Origin of the sequence: Homoserinibacter gongjuensis (genome assembly GCF_030161875.1) — a bacterium.
GTDB classification, from domain to species: Bacteria; Actinomycetota; Actinomycetes; order Actinomycetales; family Microbacteriaceae; genus Homoserinibacter; species Homoserinibacter gongjuensis.
Genome location: NZ_BSVA01000001.1, coordinates 2,280,454 through 2,300,599, shown reverse-complemented (window position 1 = coordinate 2,300,599; position 20,146 = coordinate 2,280,454). Strand labels below are relative to the sequence as shown.

Here is a 20,146-nt window from a genome sequence, read left to right as displayed (position 1 = left end):
CGGGGCCTCACGCCGTCGACACGCCCGGGTTCTCCTGCATTCTCGACAATGAGGGTTACTTGGCGACGGCGAAGCCGGCGTCCCAGCCGATCTTCTCGCCCGCGGCGAGCGTCAGCTGCAGGAAGCCCACACCCTCGAGCTCACGCGCGCGCTTGAGCGAGCCGGCGTCTTCGGCGTTCAGGCCGCCGTCGCGCACGAAGCCGATCACGGCGTCCTTCGCGCCCTGGTCGTCGCCGGCCACGAGCACCGTCGTGGTCGCGCTGCCGACCGATCCGGTGGCGAGGGTGGCGGCGAAGTTCGTGTTGAAGGCCTTCACAACGCGTGCGCCGGGAACCTTCTCGGCGATCACCGCGGCCGCCGACGAGTCGGACGGCACGACGAGCGCGTCGAAGCTCGAGAAGTCGACGGGGTTCGTGATGTCGACCACGACCTTGCCGTCGAGCTGGGCTCCGTAGGTGCTCACGACGTCGTCGATCGCCGGGAACGGGAGGGCGAGCACGACGATGTCGCCCGTGAGCGCGTCGCCGAACGTCGCCGCGGTGGCACCCGTGTTGCCGGCGAGCTCCTGCGCCTTGGCGAGGTCGCGTGCGACCACCTGAACCTGTGCGCCGCTCTTCGCGGCGATGCCCGTGATGGCGCTGCCCATGTTGCCGGCGCCGATGATGCTGATCGAGGTCATTGCGGGGATTCCTTCCAAAAGGTTGTTACGTCAACGATAGGCACAACATAGTTGTTGCTGCAACTATTCCCCGTACACTGGTTCCATGACCCGACTCGTACCCCGCCTCGACGCCGAGGAGTCCGCCGCCTGGCTCTCGCTCGTGACGATGCTCGAACTGCTGCCGAGGGCGCTCGACTCCCAGCTCCAGCGCGATTCCGGGATGACGCACTTCGAGTTCGCCGTGCTGTCGTTCCTGCGGTTCTCACCCGACCAGACGTTGCGGATGTCGCAACTCGCCACCGGTACGAACGCGACCCTCCCCGGCTCTCGCACGTCGTCACCCGTCTCGAACACCGCGGGGTCGTCGAGCGCGTCCCCGACCCCGATGACCGCCGCGCCACGAACGTGCGCCTGACCGACGACGGTCGCCGCGAACTCGTGCGGGCCATCCCCGGTCACATCGACCTCGTGCGGCGCATCGTCATCGACTCCCTCAGCCGCGAGCAACTCGGCCAGCTCACCGAGATCTCGGATGCCATCACCCACGCGCTCGACCCCGAGGGTCGCTTCACGGCCCTGCTGGAGCCGTAGACGCCTCGCCTGTCCCCTAGGCTCGTCCGCGTGACCGAGGCAGACGCCCCCACGCTGCGCCCAGGGCGCGCGCGACTGAGCCGCCGCACCCGCATCCTGCTCATCGTGGGCGGGGCCGTCGCACTCGTGCTCGCGCTCGTAGCGGGACTGCTCATCGCGACGAGCCTCGCCCAGCAGGCGGCCGCCGATGAACGCCGCGCGGCGGCGAAGGCCGTGACCGAGGCGCGGAGCGCACTCGATGACGCGGTTCGGCGCATCGACGCCGCGACCGGCTCTCTCGACGAGGTGATCACCGCAGCGGATGCCGGCCTCGCCGTCGCGGGACCGGGCCTGGACGACGCCGCCCGCCCCGCACTGCAGGGGGCGCGCGACGATGCCGCCGAGGTGCGCGAAGCCGAAGCCGAGGCCGAGGGCATGTACGGCGACCAGATCGTCGCGCAGCCGGACGACGACGGCGCCACCGCATCCGCTCTCCGCCGCCAGGCCGAGCTGTACGCCGACGATGCGAAAACCGCGACGAAGCGGGCCGAGCGAATCGAGGGCGCCGTCGAGGATCTCGAGACCGCGATCGCGACCTACCTCACGGCCGCTCAGACGACGGGCGAAGCACTGCTCGCCGAACGGTCGGATGCGGCGGACGACGTGCGTGCCGCGCTGCAGGCCCAGCTCGACGCCCTCCCCGACGCCGAGCCGGCGCTCCTCGCCGACACCCTGGCCGCCTACCGCTCGGCCGTCGACGCCGTCATCGCATCCTCGGATGCGGCACGCACGCCCGCGACCCCGGGCGGAACCGGCGTCCGCGTGTCCGATCCGGCGTCGCTCACCGCGGTGGTCAACAAGCGCCGGGGCCTCGCGGCCGACTATGTGCCCCCGGGCCTTGTCACCCCGTCGGGCATCCCCGGGGCGACCCAGGTGCGGCAGGAGCTGCTCGGCCCCTGGAGAGCATGCGGGCCGCCATGGCCGCCGAGGGCATCACGCTGCGGATGTCGAGTGCCTACCGCAGCTTCGCGCGTCAGCAGACCATCTACAGCGGCTTCGTCGCGCGCGAAGGGGTCGCAGGTGCCGACACCCATTCGGCGCGCCCCGGCAACTCCGAGCATCAGACCGGCCTCGCTGTCGACCTCGACGACGGCACCGGCTGCAACCTCGCGCGCTGCTTCGCCGACACCGCGGGAGGCCGCTGGCTCGCCGCGAACTCGTGGAAGTACGGCTTCATCCTGCGCTACGGCGACGGCTGGCAGCCGATCGTCGGCTACACCTACGAGCCGTGGCACTTCCGGTACGTCGGCGTGGACGTGGCGACCGACATGCACGAGCGCGGCGTCCGGACGCTCGAAGAGTACTTCGGGCTGCCGGCCGCCCCCGACTACGGGTGACGACCGGCAGCCCGGTGGTGGTTTCCGAGGACATGAGGGGGCGTCCGGGCGGGGCCGGTCCTCGGGCGACCCTGCCCGGACGCCGATCAGCTCAGCTGGAAGGTGTTCAGCAGCTGCGACAGCACGGTGTCCTGCTCGTAGTCGCTCACGAGCTGGGCGATGAGCACGACCGTCGCGGTGCCTGACGTGTCCTGGGTGGCGAGCACGAGCTCGTAGGTGCCGTCGCAGTCGTACTCGCTGTAGACACCCGCGTAGTAGCCGTCGTCGTAGTCTCCGGATGCGGTGATGACGCTGCACGAACTGCTGAAGTCGAACTGCGCGAGCGCCGCATCCGTGCTGTAGTTCGCATCCGTGGCGAGCAACTGCATGCCGGCCGTCGCGAACGACGACTGGAAGCCCGCGAGGTCGGCCGATGCGGAGACGCTGTACCAGTCGCGCGCGCCGTCGTTGGCCTTGCTGCCGTTGACGTCGTTCCACTCGCGCGGCACGCTCACCGAGAGCACGCCGCTGTCGTCTTCGACGGTCGTGAAGCCACCCGAGTTCGAGCTGGTGCCGCCGCCGAACACGCCGGTCTCGGTGACCTTGAGCTCTTTGCCGTTCACCTGCCCGGTGAGCAGCGCGTCGCTCGACGGACGGTAGACGTCGACGTCGATGGTGCCGTCGACGCCCTGCGTGTCGAGCACCTTGCAGTAGGCGGCGAGCGTGCCGTCGGTGCCGACGCTCACCCCGCCGAGCTTGTAGATGAGGTCGCCGGGTTCGATGCCCGCCGCATCGGCGGGCCCGCCCGCCTCGACGGACTGCACCCACACGCCCGCAAGCGAGCCGTCATCCGACTGCCACGCGCGCGCGTTGACACCGATCGACGACACGCGCTCGCCCTGCGAGAGGGCCTCGAAGGCATCCTGAACGACGTCACGGTGGATGGCGTAGTTGTAGTCGAGCGAGTCGTTGCCGGCGTAGTTCACGCCGACGACCGCCCCGTCGGGATCGACGAGCGGACCGCCCGAGTTGCCGCCGCGGATGCGCGCATCGTGCTCGATGACCTGACCGAGCGAGGCCCACTGCGTGTCGAAGGCGAAGTCGTTCTTCGAGACGATGCCGCGCGTGAGCGTGAACTCCTCGGCGGCGCCGAAGGGGTAACCGGCCGAGTACACGTCGAGGCCGGTCTTGATCTCGCCCTTGTGCCAGCCGAGGAACGGGAAGCTCTTGCCTTCGAGCTGCACGACGGCGAGGTCGAGGCATTCGGATGCGCCGAGTACCTTCACGTTGACCTCGTCGTCGGGGTCGCCGCCGAGGAAGCCCGAGAGCGTGCCGGCGCCGACGACGACGTGGTTGTTGGTGATGGCGAGACCGGATGCGTCGACGATGAACCCGGAACCGACCCAGCCGTACTCGGACGACGACGTGGTGCCCGGCTCGATGAACGTGCCCTGGCCTTTGAGGTAGACGGTGGCGGACTGCACGTCGTCGAAGTCGACTGCTCCCGAGCTGGGCGTCGCCGTGGGCAGGAGGTTGCAGCCGCTCAATGCGGCCGCGGTGGCGGAGATCAGGGCGACGGCGACGGCTGTTCGCCGCGTCGCGTGGTGGTGCGAGGACATGTGAGGACTCCTTCAGGTGGTGGTGCGGCCGGTGGACGGCCGGCCATCAGTGTGGCCCCGCGGGACTCCGTGGGACCCTGTCGAATCACCCCAGTTCCGAGAACTAGGGGTGGTCGCGAGGTGGCTCAGGCGCGGCACGCCGAGGTGCCGTCGACGACTCGACAGAACGTGAGCGTCCAGTCGAAGGTGAAGCGCTGCAGGCTTCCTGGCCGTCGCGCGAACACGCGAGCGTTCCGGTGATCTCGAACGTCCCGCGCTCGTTGAACACCGAGTCGACGGATGGCACGCGGCCGCCCCCGGGTTCCGCCGAGGCGCACGAGCTCATGCTGCTGGGAGGCGACAGCGGGTCGGCGAACGGCATCGCCCATCCGCATTCCGACCAGGGGCGGCTGCTCGGCTGGTCGGCGAGCACCCGCAGAGTGCCGTCGGCCACGAGCAGGGTGGCGATTCCGGCGTACTGCCGCGGGCCGCAGTCGGGCTGGGGCGGCGCGGAGCCTCCGCCGTCGCCGTCGCCGCATCCGCCCACCCCCGGCTCCTCGTAGTGCGCAGGCATCGGGTCGACCCCCGGCGCCGACTCCGACTTGGTGACCGAGTAGTCGACGCCCAGGTGCACGAGCTCGGCGCCGTCCTCGACGATCGCGACGTCGTCGGGGCTCGAGCCCGCCGGGTAGAACACGAGCCCGGAGACCGCCTGCCCCTCGACCTGCTCGGTGAGGTAGTGGGCGGTGACCCGGGTGGGCGTCTGCGACTCGATGGTGCCCTCACCCGTGGTCGACATGTGCATCATCCACGTGCCGCAGGGACTCTCCGATACCCCGCCGGTGTTGATGCCCGAGTGGCCCCACATGGTGCCGCTCAGTACGACGTCGAAGTCAGCGACGAGGGTCCAGTCGCGCACCGGCACGTCCCAGGTGAACGACACGAGCTTCATCCGGGCGGCGACGTTCGCGAGGATCGACGGGATGCTCCTGCCGAGCGCCTCCCAACCGAGTGCGACGAGATCCTTCATCAGGTCGGAGCCTTCGACGTTGGCATCGGCCCGCACGCGAGCCGTCACCTCCTCGGGCTCGGCTCCCGAGGGAAGACGCTCCGCCTGGGGCTTCCCGAGCACCGGGAAGGTCGCGATGCCGTTCTGGGCGGTCTGCTGACGATAGGTCGCGGTGCCGCCGCGCTCGGTGCTGGGCTGCAGGCGGTTGTTCTTCTGGTAGAGCTCGACGTCGACCCCGGATGCGGCGCCCCCAGGTGATCGGACAGGTCGATGCCGAGGGGCGCCAGCAGGGCGGACAGGCACTGGCGCACGTCCTCGAGCGTCTCGGTGGGGTAGCTGAGGGCGATCGCGATCTCCCGCCGCTCCCCCGCCGTGCGGTCCTTGGTGCGCACGAGCGGTGCGCCGCCCATCGAGAACGTGGACTGCATCGCGGCCATCTTCGCCATCACCGAGGCGATCGCGAGCGCCGCCTGCGCCGACTGGTAGGCGAGCTTGGGCCCATCGAAACCGGGCACATTCCCGACGAGCTCGCCGAAGCTCCAACCGAGCCCCTTGCCGACGTTGCGGCGACCCTCCACCTCCCACGGGGCTTCCTCACCGGTGCCACATGGGCCGTCGGCGGCGGCGCGCGCTGACCACCCGGCCGTGCTGATCACGACCGGTGCCTCGTCGGCGCCGGCGGGCACCACCCCGCTCTCGTCGCCGAGCGTCAGCAGGTCGATCGAGAGCAGGCGCAGGATGAGTGCGGCCTGCGCCCCCGTCACGGTCACCTCGTCCAGCGGCACGGTGTGCGGCTTGCCGTGGTGGAGCGTGGTGAAGACCTCGGGGTCGAGAACGGTGAAGACGATGCCGAAGTCGGTCGCGAGCAGGCTCTGAAGGTCGGCGTAGAGGGCCTCGGCGAGGTCGGTCTCGTCGAACACGCCGAGGGCGCCGATGACGTCGGCCAGCTGGGTCAGCGGCATCCGCACCGTCGAGGCGCCGAGCAGCGCGTGCAGGCGCAGTTCGCCATCCGTCATGGGGATTCCGGAGCCCTGCATGCCGCTGACCTCGACCGCATCCGTGCCGTAGCCGACGGCGATACCGGCCGCGACGAGCAGCGACTGCCATGCGGCGACGGATGCCTCGTCGCTGTTGCGGGTGGCCTCGGCGAGCTCGCCGACCTGCATCGCGAACGACATGGCGTCGCCACTCGTGTTCTGCACGGCCTCGAGGTACTCCTGTGCGGCGATCTCGTACGCCTTCCACGCCGCCTCGTCCGTGGGGTCGGTCGGCGGCATGGGCATCTCGAGAGCTCCCATACTGTTGGCGACGAGGGGCGCGGGCTCGGGGATCGCGCCGGTGTAGAGGCGCAGCTCGCGGACCTCGCTGCGGGCGGTCTCGCCGCCGGGGACGCAGCCTCCGAGGGTGGTCACGGCGAGTGCCGCGATCGTGGCCATCGCGAGCACGCGCCAGCGTGGCGCTCGTATGCCGAGCCGACTCATGAAGTTCCCCTTGCCGGATGGGTGGTGGTGCCATCCGCCGAACAACATAATAAATACATCTATTACATACAAGCCCGCGGGCCGTATCCGCCGTCGCCGTGCACCGCCGTAGGCTGAATCGCGTGTCAGGCGGCAACCTCAAACGCCCCGAGCGCCGGGAGCAGGTGCTCGGAGCCGCCATGCGCGCCTTCGGCCGCACCGGATATCACGGCACCTCGACGACCGAGATCGCTCGCGAGGCGGGCATCTCGCAGGGCTACGTGCTGCACCTCTTCGACACCAAGGAGGAGCTGTTCCTCGCCGCGCTGCAGCGGGCCGGCGACGTCATCCTGGCGCAGATGCGCGGCATCGGGCTCGAGAGCTTCGCGCTCGACCGTTTCACCGAGCGTTACGGCCGCACGGTGCTCGACGAGACCGTCATGCTCGTGCTCTTACAGGGCTTCACCGCGAGCAGCGTTCCCGCGGTCGGCGCCTACGTGCGGGGGCTGCTCGCCGAGATGTACCAGGTGCTCGTGGAGCACTCGAATGCGTCGCCGGAAGAGGCGCGCGACTACCTCGCGCGCGGGCTGCTCATCAACGCCGTGCTCGCCATGGGATACCGCGAACACGCCGACGAGTACCCCTGGGTCACGCCGCTCATCGACGCGGTGCTCTCCGACCCGCCCCCGCTCTTCGAGACGGATGCCATCGCTCGCGACGGCTAGACTCCAGCCATCGCGATGACGCGATCGGCACGGCGACAGGAGCACATCTGTGATCGAGGTCGCCGCCGACGTCTTCTTCCTGCAGACCGCGAACACCTCGTACTGGTTCGCGCGCACCGAGCACGGCCACCTCGAGCACCTGCACTACGGCCCTCTTCTCTCGCCACAGCACTCCTCAGCGCTGCAGGTGAAGCGCACGATCGAGCTCGGCTCGAGCGTCGTCTACGCCCCCGGCGACACGGCCTACAGCCTCGACGCCGTCCCGCTCGAGTACTCCGGCATCGGCCAGGGCGACTACCGGCTCTCGCCCGTCGAGGTGTTCACCGAGTTCGGCACCGACACCGACTTCACCTACCGAAGCCACCGCATCCTCCCCGGCACCGTGCCTGCGGCCGACCTGCCGACCGCCGACGGAGGCGCGGGAGTCGAGACCCTCGAGGTGACCCTCGCCGACGAGGTCGCGGGTCTCGAGCTCGTGCTGCTCTACACCGTGTTCCCCGAGGTCGACGTGATCACGCGGCGCACCATCCTGCGCAACACGGGCGACTCCCCCGCCGAGATCGTGAAGCTCGCGAGCCTGCAGCTCGACCTGCCCGACCGAGGTTTCACGGTGCGCAGCTTCGATGGCGGCTGGATCCACGAGGCCCACGCGCACGACCGCCCCCTCAGCCCGGGGTCTTCTCGATCGGCAGCACGACCGGGGCGAGCAGCAATCGCCACAACCCGGGCACCCTGCTGCTCGCGCGCGACGCGGATGACGACCACGGCTGGGTCTACGGCGTCAACCTCGTCTACTCGGGCAATCACGCCACCTCCTTCGAGCGGGATGCACACGGCTCGGTGCGCGTGCTGTCGGGTATCCACCCGCAAGCGTTCCGCTGGATCCTCGCGCCCGGCGAGGGGTTCGAGGCGCCCGAAGCGGTGCTCGCGTTCTCCGCCGAGGGCGTCAACGGCCTCTCGGATCGGATGCATCGCTTCGTGCGCGAGCACGTGACGCCGCGTGCGCACCGCGACGTCGAACGGCCCGTCGTGTACAACTCGTGGGAAGCGGCGTTCTTCGACATCGACGAGAAACGCCTGCTCGGCCTCGCGAAGCAGGCGGCGAGACTCGGCGTCGAGCTGTTCGTGATCGACGACGGGTGGTTCGCCGGGCGCGCCGACGACACCGCCGCGCTCGGCGACTACGCCGTGGATGTCAAGAAGTTCCCGGCGGGGCTCGGCGCGTTCGTGAGCAAGGTCGGCAAACTCGGCATGGCCTGCGGCATCTGGGTCGAGCCCGAGATGGTGTCGGAGAACAGCGAGCTCTTCCGGGCGCACCCGGAATGGATGCTGCGGGTGCCCGGCAAGACGCCGCGCGAGGGCCGCCACCAGCAGGTGCTCGACCTGTGCAACCCCGCCGTGCGCGACTACCTCGTCGCGCAGCTGGGCGCGCTCATCGACGACAACGGGTTCGGCTACGTGAAGTGGGACATGAACCGGCATATCGCGGCCGCCTACTCCCCGCACGTGCCGCATCCGGGGATGACCGCTCACGCCTACATGCTCGGCCTCTACGACGTCATCGCGCGCGTCTTCGGGCCCCGCCCCGAGGTGCTGCTCGAGATGTGCTCCTCGGGCGGCAACCGCTTCGACCTGGGCATGCTGCGCTACGCCGCCATGATCTGGACGAGCGACGACACCGATCCGATCGAGCGTCTCAGCATCCAGGGCGGCATCGCGCAGCTCTACCCGCCGAGCGTCATCAGCGCCCACGTGTCGGCCTCGCCGCACCAGCAGACCCTGCGCGACACCCCGCTCTCGACCCGCTTCAACGTGGCCGCGTTCGGCTGCCTCGGCTACGAGTACGACCTCGACTTCCTCACGGCCGAGGAGAAACGTGAGATCACCGAGCAGATCGCGTTCTACAAGGAGCACCGGCGCACCTTCCAGTTCGGACGATTCCGTCGCATCCCGAGCGGCACCGAGCACCGCGTGATCTGGCAGGTCGGCGAGGGCGATGCCGCGATCGTCGGCAACTTCCAGCGCGGCGTGCGCGCGGCCCCGGAGCGCGACATCCTGCCCGTCGCGGGGTTGCATCCGGATGCCGTCTACCGGGTCGACGCGAAGCCGCAGCGTCTCATGCTCGAGCGGCTGGGCGCGCTCGTGAACCACGTGAGCCCCGTGAAGCTCGACCCGGGCGGCCTCGTCATGAACGTCGTGCGCAAGCACAAGAGCCTGCCCGACGCGGTGGAGAGCTACCGCGGCACCGGCGCGCTGCTGGCCGTCGGCATCCGCCTCGAGATGCAGTTCGCCGGCACCGGCCACACCCCGCCCTGCGCATGCTGGGCGACTTCGGATCCACCCTGTACACCGTCGTACGAGAGGACACCCCGTGAGCGACCCGAGCTCCGCGACACCCCGAACCCCGCCCCCGCAGCGGCCGATGCGGCAGACGATCCGCAACCGCTACGGCTTCGGAATCGGCACCATCGGCCGGGATGCCGCCTACACGATGATCAGCATGTTCCTGCTGTTCTACCTCAGCGACATCCTCGAGGTGTCGACGCCCGTGTTCGCGGCCATCACCATCGTGCTCGTCGTGGTGCGGGCGATCGATGCGATCGTCGACCCCTTCGTGGGCGTGCTCGTCGACAACACGCGCAGCCGCTTCGGCAAGTTCAAGCCGTGGATCGTCGCGGGCATCCTCGCCTCCTCGTCGCTCATGGTCGTGCTGTTCACGCCGTGGGCCATCGGGGATGCCGCCTTCATCGCCGTCTTCACGGTCGTCTACATCGCCTGGAGCGCGGCGTTCGCGGCCAACGACATCGGCTACTGGTCGATGCTGCCCGCCCTCACCCAGAACCAGCGCGAGCGCGAGAAGATCGGCTCCTTCGCGCGCATCTGCGCCTCGATCGGTACCTTCTCGATGGTGGTCGGCATCGTGCCGATCTCGAGCGCCGTCGGGGCGGCGATCGGCGACATCCGCTGGTCGTTCTTCTGGGTCGCGCTGACGATCGCCGCGGTCATGGTCGTGCTGCAGCTCGTGATGGTGCTGCTCGTTCGTGAGGACCGCACGATCGTCACGCACAGCCACACGCGCTTCCGCGAACTGGTGTCGGTGATCTTCCGCAACGACCAGCTGCTGACGGTGGCGATCGCGTTCCTGCTGTTCATGACCGCCTTCGGGGTGACGACCGGCCTCGGCATCTACTACTTCGGCTACGTGTATGGCGATGAGGGCATGTACGCGGTGTTCGCCGCGGTGCTCGGGGTGTCGCAGATCACGGCGCTCGCGCTCTACCCGCTCATGGCGGCCCGGCTCTCGCGACGCACGCTCTTCACGATCGCTCTCGCAGTGGTCGTCGCGGGCTACGTGCTGTTCTTCCTCACGCCGCCCGGTGGTCTCGTGATGATCATCATCGCGGGCGTCGGCGTGTTCGCGGCCCAGGCGGTGATCCAGATCCAACTGCTCATGTTCATCGCCGACACCGTCGAGTACGGCGAGCACAAGTTCGGCCGCCGTAACGACTCGGTCACCCTGTCGCTGCAGCCGTTCGTGTACAAGCTCAGCTCGGCGCTCGCGAACGGCGTGATCGGCTGGGTCGTGATCGCCTCCGGCATGAAGGATGCCGCGGGCGCCGCCGACATGACCGAGCCCGGTGTCATGCTCGTGAAGGCCGCGATGTTCATCGTGCCCGGGGTTCTCATCGCCGTGAGCTACCTCGTCTACCGCCGCTTCTACGTGCTCGACGAGGGGCGCTACGCCCAGATCGTCGAGGAACTGCGCGCACGCAAGGAGGAGCATGCCGGCACGTGACCTGACCCGCCGCAGCCGCATCCGCGACGTCGCCCGGCATCCGCTCGGCCGCGACGTGATCGAGAGCCTCGCGCTGCAGGTGGGCCGCTCGCCGCGCTGGGTCACCAACCCGCTCGTCGGGGCCGTGCGGCTCAGCACCCTGCCGCGCCTCACCGGCAGGCGTATCGACGACGCGTTCGTCGACGCCCTCGTGGCCCTCATGCGCACGGTTCCGGATGCTGTGGCGCCATCCGGCATGCCACTGCGGGAGGCGTGGTTCAAGGAGGCGGTGGTCTACCAGATCTACCCGCGCTCGTTCCAGGACTCGAACGGCGACGGAATCGGCGATCTGCGCGGCATCCTCTCGCGGCTCGACTATCTGAAGGCTCTCGGCGTCGATGCGGTGTGGCTCTCGCCCATCTACGACTCGCCGATGGACGACATGGGCTACGACATCCGCGACTACCGGGCGGTCCTGGCCGAGTTCGGCACGCTCGACGACTTCGATGCACTCGTTGCGGGACTGCACGAGCGCGGCATGCGACTCATCATGGATCTCGTCGTGAACCACACCTCCGACGAGCACGAGTGGTTCCAGCAGGCGCTCGCCGACCCCGACTCGCCGTATCGCGACTACTACTTCTTTCGCGAGGGCGAACCGGATGCGGCGCCCAACAACTGGACCTCGTTCTTCTCCGGCTCGGCCTGGAGGTGGTTCGAGGAGGCGGGCGCGTGGGCCCTGCACCTCTTCTCCTCGAAACAGATGGACCTCAACTGGGAGAACGCGGCACTGCGCACCGAGATCGTCGAGATGGTGCGCTGGTGGCGCGAGCGCGGGGTCGACGGTTTCCGGCTCGACGTCATCAACTACATCTCGAAGACGCCGGGCCTGCCGCCCGGCAACCCCCTCATCGGGCGACTCATCGGCTTCACCGGCATGGAGCACTACTTCCACGGGCCCCGGTTGCACGAGCACCTGAAGCAGCTGCGCGCGGAGGCCTTCGACGACCCGGACTGCGTCGCGATCGGCGAGACGCCCGGCATCGGCCCGCAGATGGGCAAGCTCCTGGTGGGCGACGACCGCGGTGAGCTCGACATGATCTTCAACTTCGAGCATCTCGAGAACCCCGGGCGCACGCGCTTCGACGACTACCGCTACGACCTCGGCTACCTCAAGCGCTACTACACGCGGTGGCAGGCCGAGTACGGCGACGGCTACTGGATGAGCCTGTTCTTCGACAACCACGACAACCCGCGGTTCGTCTCCAAGGTCGACCCGCGACCCGAGCACCGGGTCGCCGTGGCGAAGCTGCTCGCGACGGTCCAGTTCACGCTGCGCGGCACCCCGTTCCTGTATCAAGGGCAGGAGGTGGGAGCCGCGAATCAGGGCTTCACGATGCTCGACCAGTTGCGCGATGTCGAGAGTCACAACCTCGCGGCCGAGCTCACCGCATCCGGTGTCGCGCCCGCCGAGATCTTCGCCCGGGTGCTCGCCGGCACGCGCGACCACACGCGCGTGCCGATGGCATGGGATGCCACGGGCGGCTTCACGACGGGTGTTCCGTGGATCGCGGGCGACGGCAGCCATGTCGAGGTCAATGTCGCGCTGCAGGAGGGCGACCTGGATTCGGTGCTCGAGTGGCACCGTGCGCTGATCGCACTGCGCCGCTCGAGCCGGGCGCTCGTGTACGGGGAGACGATCACGGAGCGCTCGTCGCGGCGGGTGTGGCGGTACCGGCGGCGTGCGGGTGCGGAGGAGTTCCTCGTGGCACTCAACCTCTCGGACCGCGTCGCGCGGCTGCGGGCGCCGGGGCCCGGATGGATGCTCGAGCGCGCGAGCGGCCCGGGAACCGGACCGCTCGCGCCCTACGAGGCGCGCGTCTGGCGCAGCTCAGCTGGTTGAGGAGCGCCGCGCGCAGCGCGACGCGTCTCGAAACCTCCTCGCGCCGAACACGTCCCATCTACATGCTCAACCGGTACCGGAACACCTCTGCAGGCGCATGGGTGTCGATCTGCCATGTAGATGGCGCGCGCACCGTGCTCACGCCCGCTCGACGGGCAACCACAGCTCCACGGTCGCCGTGCTGAAGTCGTCGGCACGCTCGAGCACGGCCACGATGGACGGGCCGGGCCGCAACCGCCACGGGTTCGAGGGGAACCATTCCGTCGCGGTCGCCGCCCACGCATCCTGGAGCGCCGCCGGATACGGCCCCTCGATGCGGAACACCGCCCAGGTACCCGCGGGCACCTCGATGACGTCGAGGTCATCGGGGGCGGCTGCGCCATCGGCGATCGCGACCCCGTGCAGGTAGGTGAGTTCGCTGCCCTCGGTGAAGTCGGCGTCGACGTCAGCGCTCACCTGCAGCAGGCCCGCGGGCTCGGTGTCGCCGAGCGCCTTGAGCCGCTCGTGTTCGGCAACGGGCAGGCTCGCGATGTGCTGCTGGATGTGCGGATTGACGCCGTGGTGGATGAGCGGCACGCGTGCGGCGTGACCCACGAGTCGGAACGCGGGTCGTTCGGTGATTCGAGTGTGCATGGGGTCTGTCCCTTCGACGGTCAGGCGGAACCTGAGCTGTGGTTGTGTGCGAAGGGGCCGCCGTGGCGGCGCACATCCGCCGGACGCACGCCGTGCACCGCATGGAAGGCACGCCCGAACGCCTCCGTCGAGCCGTAGCCGTAGCGCACGGCGACGTCGAGCAGCGCGTCACCCGCGACGACATCCGCCGCCGCGAGGGTCATGCGGCGACGGCGGATGTAGTCCGAGAGCGGCATGCCTGCGAGTGATGAGAACATCCGCCGCAAGTGATACTCGGTGGTGCCCACCTCGCGGGCGAGGCCGGCCATCTCGATATCGTCGTCGAGCTGCGACTCGATGAGCTCGACGAGGCGGTTGAGTGCGGCGATCATGGCTTCCCCTTTCGCTCTCGAGCCTGCCCGCCGCACGAGCGCGGCACCCGACCGGTGGGAACCGATCCGGTCGGGTGCGCGCCAGGCTACCCGCGCTCGGAGCCGAGCGGGGTGAACGGCTCCCGCGAGAAGACGAACTCGACGGGCACGCCGAAGTAGCCCGCAATCTGCAAGGCCAGGTGCAGGCTCGGGCTGTACTCGCCCCGCTCGAGGTAACCGATCGTCTGGTAGTGCACCCCGAGGGCCTCGGCGAGCTCGCGCCGGCTCACACCGCGATCGGCGCGTAGGGTCGCGATGCGGTTGTAGATGCGGTCGACGGGCTCAGACACGTTGCAGTGCCGCCTGACGTCGGCGCTCGATCGCGGTCGCCGATTCCCGGCGCGCGGAGCGGCGGAGGAGGGCGGGCGCGAGCACCAGGCCGACGATAGCCCACACGGCGAGCACGCCGAGCGCGAGGAGGGGGTTCCACGACTCCGCGATCTCGAACACCGCCGTCTCGCTCGGCAGCAGAACCGAGCGCAGAGCGTGGCCGAACCAATAGACAGGAAGTGCCATCGCGATGAGCTGCGCCCACCACGGCAGCGCGACAAGGGGGAAGAAGAGGCCGGATCCGATGGCGATCACCATGATCACCGTCAAGCCCCATCCGCCCACGGCTCTCGGGTTGCGGAATACCGAGCCGACGATGAAGCCGAGCGGCATGAACGCGAGCAGCCCGAGCAAGACGATCGGAATCGCGAGAAGCGAGATCGCCCCGCGCTCCCACAGCCCCTCGACGAGCATTGTCGCCGGAATGAGCACGATGAGCAGCGCAACGCCCGTTTCGAGCACCGACCGCACCATGAGCCCCGTGACGTAACCACGCATGCCGTGCGGGAGGGACTTGTGACGCAGCAGCGTGCCGTCTTCCCGCTCCGTCGACAGCACGGTCGCCGGGCCGAAGCACGCGGCGATGAGCACCTGCATCGCCAGCAGGCCGGGAAACAGGAACCGCACGATCGAGAAGTCGGAGCCGTCGAGGGTCGCCTCGCGGAGCACGATGAGGGCGATCACGACGCCGACGATTCCGACGAGGTAGTAGAGCACCTCGCTCGGAGTCTGCAGCATGTTGCGGAACTCGATGAGCCCGCGGTGCGTGCCGGCCCGCAGCACGGTGGAGGTCGTCGACGTCATCGGAGTGCTCCTTGCCGCGAGGCCGCTGCCTCGCTCTTGGTGACCATGGCGAGGTAGGTGTCCTCGAGGCTGGCTCGCGCGATCTCGATCTCCGACACGGCATCGCCGCTCTGCGCGAGCAACTCGCGCACGAAGGCCGTCGCGTCGGGGGTCGCGTGCACATGCCGTGTGCCGTCCTGCACCCAGCGCACCTCGCTCGTCCCGGCGATGCGACGGGCGAGCTCCTCGGGGCTGCCGTCGGCCACGATGGTTCCCTCATCGAGGATGAGGATGCGGTCGGCCAGCCGCTCCGCCTCGCTCAGGTCGTGCGTCGTGAGCAGAACGCTGGTTCCCTCGAGATCCGTGAGCGCGTGCACGAGCTCGTGGAACTCGCGGCGCACGATGGGGTCGAAGCCCGCGGTGGGTTCGTCGAGGAACAGCATCTGGGGCCGCCCCACGATTCCGATCGCGACGTCGAGTCGGCGACGCTGCCCGCCGGAGAGGGTGCGGATGCGCGACGTCGCCTGCTCGGTCAGCCCGACGCGGGCGAGGAGCTCGTCGACGTCGAAGGGCGCGCGCGGCGGGGCGTAGTAGCGGGCGAAGAGGTCGAGCAGCTCCCGCACCCGCCACCGGCCGTGGTCGCGCCACGACTGCAACACGACCCCGACGCCAGCGCGCCAGTCCTCGTCGGCGTGCAGCGGATCCTCTCCGAGCACCCGCACCCGCCCACCAGAGGGTGCGCGGAATCCTTCGAGGATCTCGATCGTCGTCGACTTGCCCGCGCCGTTGGGGCCGAGCAGCGCGACGACCTCGCCGCGCCCCACGTGGAAGTCGACGCCGCGCAGAACCTCACGCGGACCATAGCTCATGGTGAGGCCCGTGACCTCGATGACCGCGGTGCTCCTCATGCCCATCCCTTCGCAGCTTTGACGCTACCGAATGTAGCAGATGTGCTACATACCGCAGCATGTCAAAGACACAACCGCGGGGACCGAATGAGTGGACACGAGCGCCGATCGGTACTTCTGAAAAGGCCGCCACAACGCAGAAGACCGCCCCGAGGGGCGGTCTTCTTCAACTCGACAGCCGTGATGACGACCGATGGTGGAGATGGGGGAATTGAACCCCCGTCCATCGCTGTGAGCCTGCGCCTTCTCCGGGCGCAGTCCGTGGAATCGTTCTACTCGGCTCCGACCTTTGTCACGAACACCTAGGTCGACAAGCCCAGCCCCAGTGAAAGTCCCGCGCGACCCTGGAACTCAGTCGCACAGCAAGCCCTCTAGATGACGCCAGGGTCCGGATCGAGGGCGAGTCCGGTCTGACGGACCTATCTACTCCGCTTAGGCAGCGAGAGCGAGGTCGGTGCGCTTAACGTTGGCACCTGTGGTTTGCAGAGAGCGTTAACGAGATAGCCCTGCATCCTCGGCCCGCTTCTCGCAGTTTCGCAGGCGATGTCGAAACCGATCATCCCCATGGTCACCTCCGGATCCTCGGGATCCGTGAGAGGTGGGCCGTCATCACGCGCTGTGGAGTTTCCAAGTGCGCCGTCTCCGGCGCAGCCTCCCATGATAGCCCAGACCGCCGACGCCTGGCAGGATGAACGGATGCCGACCGTCATCACCGTTCAGGGCAGCTTCACCGCCTGGTATCCCGCCGAGCGCGCGACCGTGCGCCTCGCCGTCGCTTTCGACGGAGCCAAGCGCGACGGCGTGCTGAGCGCCACGACCCAGGCTGTGCAGAGCGTCACGGCCTCGATCAAGCAACTGCATGATCCGGATGCCGGACCGGTCACCTGGTTCTCCAGCGACCGCATCCGCGTGTGGGCGCAGCGCCCGTGGAACAACGAGGGCAAGCAGCTCGCCCCCGTGCACCATGCGGCCATCAACGTCACCGTGAAATTCAAGGACTTCGACGCGCTCGCCGAGTGGATCGGCGAGGTCGCGGGTGTCGCGGGCGTGCAGATCAACGGCATCGAATGGGCGTTGACGGAAGCGCGCCGCACGTCGGTGACCACCGAGGTGCGCTCGCGAGCCGTCAAGGACGCGGCCGACAAGGCGCGCGTCTTCGCCCAGGCGATCGGGCTCGGTCAGGTGAACGCGATCGCGATCGCCGATCCCGGCATGCTCGGCGTGCAGGGCAACGGCCCTGCCGCCCCGCCCATGATGATGCGCGCGGCGGCCGTGCACGGCGGGGCGGGCGAGGCGGCACTCGACTTCACTCCGGAGGACATCGAGGTGTCGGCGTCCGTCGACGCGCGCTTCGAGGCCAGCTGAGCTGTTCTGCCGCGGTTTCGGCGCTCTGCCGCGGTTTCGACGCGCGCAGAGCGCCGAAACCGCGGCAGAGCGAGCGCGGGCTACTCCCCCAGGTGCCGCCGGCTCGCGATGGCGCGATCGGCCTCGCGCTTGTCCTGACGCTCACGCAGTGCCTGGCGCTTGTCGAACTCGCGCTTGCCCTTCGCGACCGCGAGCTCGACCTTCGCACGGCCGTCTTTGAAGTAGATCGAGAGCGGCACGAGGGTGTAGCCGCCCTCCTTCGTGCGGTGGCTGATCTTGATGATCTGCTCCTTGTGCATGAGCAATTTGCGCTTGCGGCGCGTGGCGTGGTTGGTCCACGAGCCCGAACCCCACTCGGGGATGTGCACCGCGTCGAGCCAGATCTCGCCGCCGTCGATGAACGCGTAGCCGTCGACGAGCGAGGCCTTGCCCTCGCGCAGCGACTTCACCTCGGTGCCCGAGAGCACGATGCCGGCCTCATAGGTGTCCTCGATGAGATAGTCGTGGCGCGCCTTCCGGTTGGTCGCGACGACCTTCTCGCCCTTCTCCTTGGGCATGACGCACCTCCCTGCGCTCTCGCATCCGCCGCCCGCCGACGCACGCAGCCGTTCAGTCTATCCGCCAAACGCTGCAGCGCTTCGCGTCGGGCGGCAGACATCACCGGCGCACGCAGGCAAACGCTACAGCGTTCGACCCCTCAAGCCTTGAGGTAGCGGCGGATGGCGACGCTCGCCGAGAGCGCGGCCAGCAAGGCGCCGACGCCGATCAGGATGGGTGCCACGAGGTAGGCCTCGCCCAACCCGATGAAGGTGTATTCGGAGATGCGTTCGGCAAGATAGCCGTTCACGAAGAAGTGCACGATGGCGATGACCGCCCCGCTCGCGAGCACCGAGCCGATGAGCGAGGCCAGCACTCCTCGAGGATGAACGGCGTCTCGATGAATCGGTTCGACGCACCGACGAGCCGCATGATCGCCAGTTCGCGGCGGCGCGAGAACGCCGACAGTCGGATCGTGGTCGAGATGAGCAGCACCGCCGCCACGAGCATGAGCGCCGCGATGCCGACCGCCGTGTAGCTCGCCGCGTTCATGACGTCGAAGATCGGCTGCAGCAGCGCCCGTTCGTCGCGCACCTCGTCGACGCCCGGCATGCCGCTCACCGAGTCGATGATGATGTCGGAGTCATCGGGGTTGCTGAGCTTGATGCGGAAGTCGGCCGCGATCGCATCGAGCGTGGCGATCTCGACGATCGGCGACCCTGCGAACTCCTCCTGGAACCGCGCGAAGGCGTCTTCGCGCGTCTCGAAGGTGACCTTCTGCACGAACTGCCCGAGCGTGTCGCCCGCGAGCTGAGCGCTCACGGCGTCGATCTGCTCCTGGGTGGCGTCCGCCCCATCGCAATCCGGGATCGCCGCGATGCACATGTACACCGTGACCTCGGCGCGGTCGTACCAGTAGCCCTTCATCTCGCCGATCTGCAGCTGCAGCAGGATCGCGCTGCCGAAGAAGGTGAGCGAGATGAACGTGACGAGCACGACCGACACGACCATCGAGAGGTTGCGGCGGAAGCCCTGACCGACCTCCGAGAGGATGAGCCCGAGCCTCATGCGTCGCCTCCCGGCTCGACGAGCGGCGGCGGTACGGGCGGTGCGGATGCCGTGTTCGGCCCGGGCGCGGGCGGCTCGGATGCGGGCCGCTGCTTGGGCACGTAGAACGACGCCGTCTGCGGGGCGGCGGGGGCCGAGATCGGGGCCGCCGCGGTGAGCGCCGCAGCGGTGACCGGCGGAACCGAGGCGGGCGCGGCATCCGCGGCGTTCACGGCGTGCACCTGCTGCCGCTCGCCGATGCTGAAGTCCTGCACGGGGATCGCCTGGGTCTGGTAGCCGCCCTGGCGCTCGTCGCGCACGACCTGGCCCGAGATGAGCTCGATGACGCGGCGCTTCATCGTGTCGACGATGCCCGAATCGTGGGTGGCCATGAGCACGGTCGTGCCGTTGGCGTTGATCGTGGAGAGCAGCGTCATGATGCCGGCGCTCGTCGCGGGGTCGAGGTTGCCGGTGGGCTCGTCGGCCAGCAGGATCGCGGGCTTGTTGACGATGGCGCGCGCGATCGCGACGCGCTGCTGCTCGCCGCCCGAGAGCTCATGCGGGAAGCGGCCCGCCTTGCCGGCGAGGCCGACCATCTTGAGAACGTCGGGCACCGCCTCCTGGATGAAGCCCTTCGACTTGCCGATCACCTGGAGGGTGAAGGCGACGTTGTCGAAGACCGTCTTGGCCGGCAGCAGGCGGAAGTCCTGGAACACGACGCCGAGGCTGCGACGGAAGTAGGGCACCTTGCGGTTGGCGAGCGTCGTGAGGTCGTGGCCGAGCACGTGGATCTTGCCCTTGGTGGGCCGCTCCTCCTTGAGGATCAGCCGCAGGAAGCTCGACTTGCCCGACCCCGATGCTCCGACGAGGAACACGAACTCGCCCTTGAGCACCTCGAGGCTCACGTTGCCGAGCGCGGGACGGGTCGTGCCGGGATAGGTCTTGGTGACCTGGTCGAATCGGATCATGGCGTCTTGAGCCTAAGCACGCCTTTTCGGGACGCGGGTTGCGACACTCCCCCGTTCGGGATCGGGTGGTGGCGACAAACGCTACAGC

Annotated in this window: 15 protein-coding genes, 1 other RNA gene and 4 pseudogenes; 8 read left to right on the top strand and 12 right to left on the bottom strand. The window is 68.9% G+C overall.

The genetic code is table 11. From position 1 onward, the window contains the following. Positions 1 to 55: 55 nt before the first annotated feature. Positions 56 to 679 carry an NADPH-dependent F420 reductase gene (locus QQK29_RS12415; protein WP_284300711.1) on the bottom strand — a complete coding sequence of 208 codons (624 nt, stop codon included), beginning with the start codon at positions 677 to 679 and terminating at the stop codon, positions 56 to 58. 51 nt (positions 680 to 730) lie between these two features. On the opposite strand from QQK29_RS12415, the pseudogene QQK29_RS18070 reads away from it, so the two are divergent. The 3 genes and pseudogenes from QQK29_RS18070 to QQK29_RS18745 form a co-directional block, all read left to right on the top strand. Continuing rightward, positions 731 to 1,039 (top strand): annotated as a pseudogene (locus QQK29_RS18070) (hypothetical protein); the annotation flags it as partial. Positions 1,040 to 1,066: 27 nt separating this feature from the next. Then, complete coding sequence (locus QQK29_RS18065) at positions 1,067 to 1,252, top strand: hypothetical protein (RefSeq protein ID WP_348533942.1); 186 nt, start codon at positions 1,067 to 1,069, stop codon at positions 1,250 to 1,252. Positions 1,253 to 2,196: 944 nt separating this feature from the next. Further along, positions 2,197 to 2,628: a M15 family metallopeptidase gene (locus tag QQK29_RS18745; RefSeq protein ID WP_431308696.1), complete on the top strand. Its 432-nt coding sequence runs from the start codon at positions 2,197 to 2,199 to the stop codon at positions 2,626 to 2,628. Between the two features lie 86 nt (positions 2,629 to 2,714). On the opposite strand, the gene QQK29_RS12400 is transcribed toward QQK29_RS18745, so the two are convergent. The 3 genes from QQK29_RS12400 to QQK29_RS12390 all read right to left on the bottom strand — a co-directional run bounded on the left by QQK29_RS12400 (position 2,715) and on the right by QQK29_RS12390 (position 6,695). Then, entirely contained in the window at positions 2,715 to 4,226 is a 1,512-nt protein-coding gene (locus QQK29_RS12400; protein WP_284300709.1) for a S1C family serine protease, read from the bottom strand. A 103-nt stretch (positions 4,227 to 4,329) separates the two neighbouring features. After that, on the bottom strand, positions 4,330 to 5,271 hold the full coding sequence (locus QQK29_RS12395) for a hypothetical protein (RefSeq protein WP_284300706.1): 942 nt from the start codon (positions 5,269 to 5,271) through the stop codon (positions 4,330 to 4,332). Between the two features lie 8 nt (positions 5,272 to 5,279). Continuing rightward, positions 5,280 to 6,695, bottom strand: coding sequence for a hypothetical protein (locus QQK29_RS12390; protein WP_284300703.1), 1,416 nt, complete (start codon positions 6,693 to 6,695; stop codon positions 5,280 to 5,282). Between the two features lie 122 nt (positions 6,696 to 6,817). Here QQK29_RS12390 and QQK29_RS12385 point away from each other — a divergent pair, with 122 nt between their 5' ends. The 4 genes and pseudogenes from QQK29_RS12385 (at position 6,818) to QQK29_RS12365 (ending at position 13,077) form a co-directional block, all read left to right on the top strand. Beyond that, entirely contained in the window at positions 6,818 to 7,399 is a 582-nt protein-coding gene (locus QQK29_RS12385) for a TetR/AcrR family transcriptional regulator (protein WP_284300702.1), read from the top strand. 49 nt (positions 7,400 to 7,448) lie between these two features. Next, positions 7,449 to 9,274, top strand: a pseudogene (locus QQK29_RS18740) (alpha-galactosidase); the annotation flags it as partial. A 547-nt stretch (positions 9,275 to 9,821) separates the two neighbouring features. Beyond that, positions 9,822 to 11,195: a glycoside-pentoside-hexuronide (GPH):cation symporter gene (locus QQK29_RS12370; protein WP_348533867.1), complete on the top strand. Its 1,374-nt coding sequence runs from the start codon at positions 9,822 to 9,824 to the stop codon at positions 11,193 to 11,195. Continuing rightward, positions 11,182 to 13,077, top strand: a complete 1,896-nt coding sequence (locus QQK29_RS12365) for an alpha-glucosidase (RefSeq protein ID WP_284300696.1) — start codon at positions 11,182 to 11,184, stop codon at positions 13,075 to 13,077. Before QQK29_RS12370 ends, QQK29_RS12365 begins: the two co-directional genes overlap by 14 nt. A gap of 138 nt (positions 13,078 to 13,215) precedes the next feature. On the opposite strand, the pseudogene QQK29_RS12360 reads toward QQK29_RS12365, so the two are convergent. The 5 genes and pseudogenes from QQK29_RS12360 to ssrA form a co-directional block, all read right to left on the bottom strand. Then, a pseudogene (locus tag QQK29_RS12360) lies at positions 13,216 to 14,081 on the bottom strand (AraC family transcriptional regulator). Between the two features lie 86 nt (positions 14,082 to 14,167). Next, a complete protein-coding gene (locus tag QQK29_RS12355; RefSeq protein WP_284300694.1) occupies positions 14,168 to 14,410 on the bottom strand; it encodes a helix-turn-helix transcriptional regulator in 243 nt (80 codons plus the stop codon). Then, complete coding sequence (locus QQK29_RS12350) at positions 14,403 to 15,254, bottom strand: ABC transporter permease (RefSeq protein ID WP_284300692.1); 852 nt, start codon at positions 15,252 to 15,254, stop codon at positions 14,403 to 14,405. Before QQK29_RS12350 ends, QQK29_RS12355 begins: the two co-directional genes overlap by 8 nt. Then, positions 15,251 to 16,141: an ABC transporter ATP-binding protein gene (locus QQK29_RS12345; RefSeq protein ID WP_348533866.1), complete on the bottom strand. Its 891-nt coding sequence runs from the start codon at positions 16,139 to 16,141 to the stop codon at positions 15,251 to 15,253. Before QQK29_RS12345 ends, QQK29_RS12350 begins: the two co-directional genes overlap by 4 nt. Positions 16,142 to 16,335: 194 nt before the next feature. Next, positions 16,336 to 16,705, bottom strand: a transfer-messenger RNA (tmRNA) gene (gene ssrA, locus QQK29_RS12340). A gap of 93 nt (positions 16,706 to 16,798) precedes the next feature. Between ssrA and QQK29_RS12335 the strand changes: the two genes are divergently transcribed. Next, positions 16,799 to 17,506, top strand: a complete 708-nt coding sequence (locus QQK29_RS12335; protein WP_284300688.1) for an SIMPL domain-containing protein — start codon at positions 16,799 to 16,801, stop codon at positions 17,504 to 17,506. Positions 17,507 to 17,586: 80 nt separating this feature from the next. Here QQK29_RS12335 and smpB read toward each other — a convergent pair whose 3' ends face one another. The 3 genes and pseudogenes from smpB to ftsE form a co-directional block, all read right to left on the bottom strand. Then, positions 17,587 to 18,063 (bottom strand): SsrA-binding protein SmpB, encoded by a 477-nt coding sequence (gene smpB, locus QQK29_RS12330; protein ID WP_284300686.1) that lies wholly within the window; start codon positions 18,061 to 18,063, stop codon positions 17,587 to 17,589. Positions 18,064 to 18,203: 140 nt separating this feature from the next. Further along, a pseudogene (gene ftsX, locus QQK29_RS12325) lies at positions 18,204 to 19,111 on the bottom strand (permease-like cell division protein FtsX). Continuing rightward, the gene (ftsE, locus tag QQK29_RS12320) at positions 19,108 to 20,058 is read right to left on the bottom strand and encodes a cell division ATP-binding protein FtsE (RefSeq protein ID WP_284300684.1); all 951 of its coding nucleotides are present in this window, start codon (positions 20,056 to 20,058) and stop codon (positions 19,108 to 19,110) included. The pseudogene ftsX and the gene ftsE overlap by 4 nt, the downstream one beginning before the upstream one ends. Positions 20,059 to 20,146: the final 88 nt, after the last annotated feature.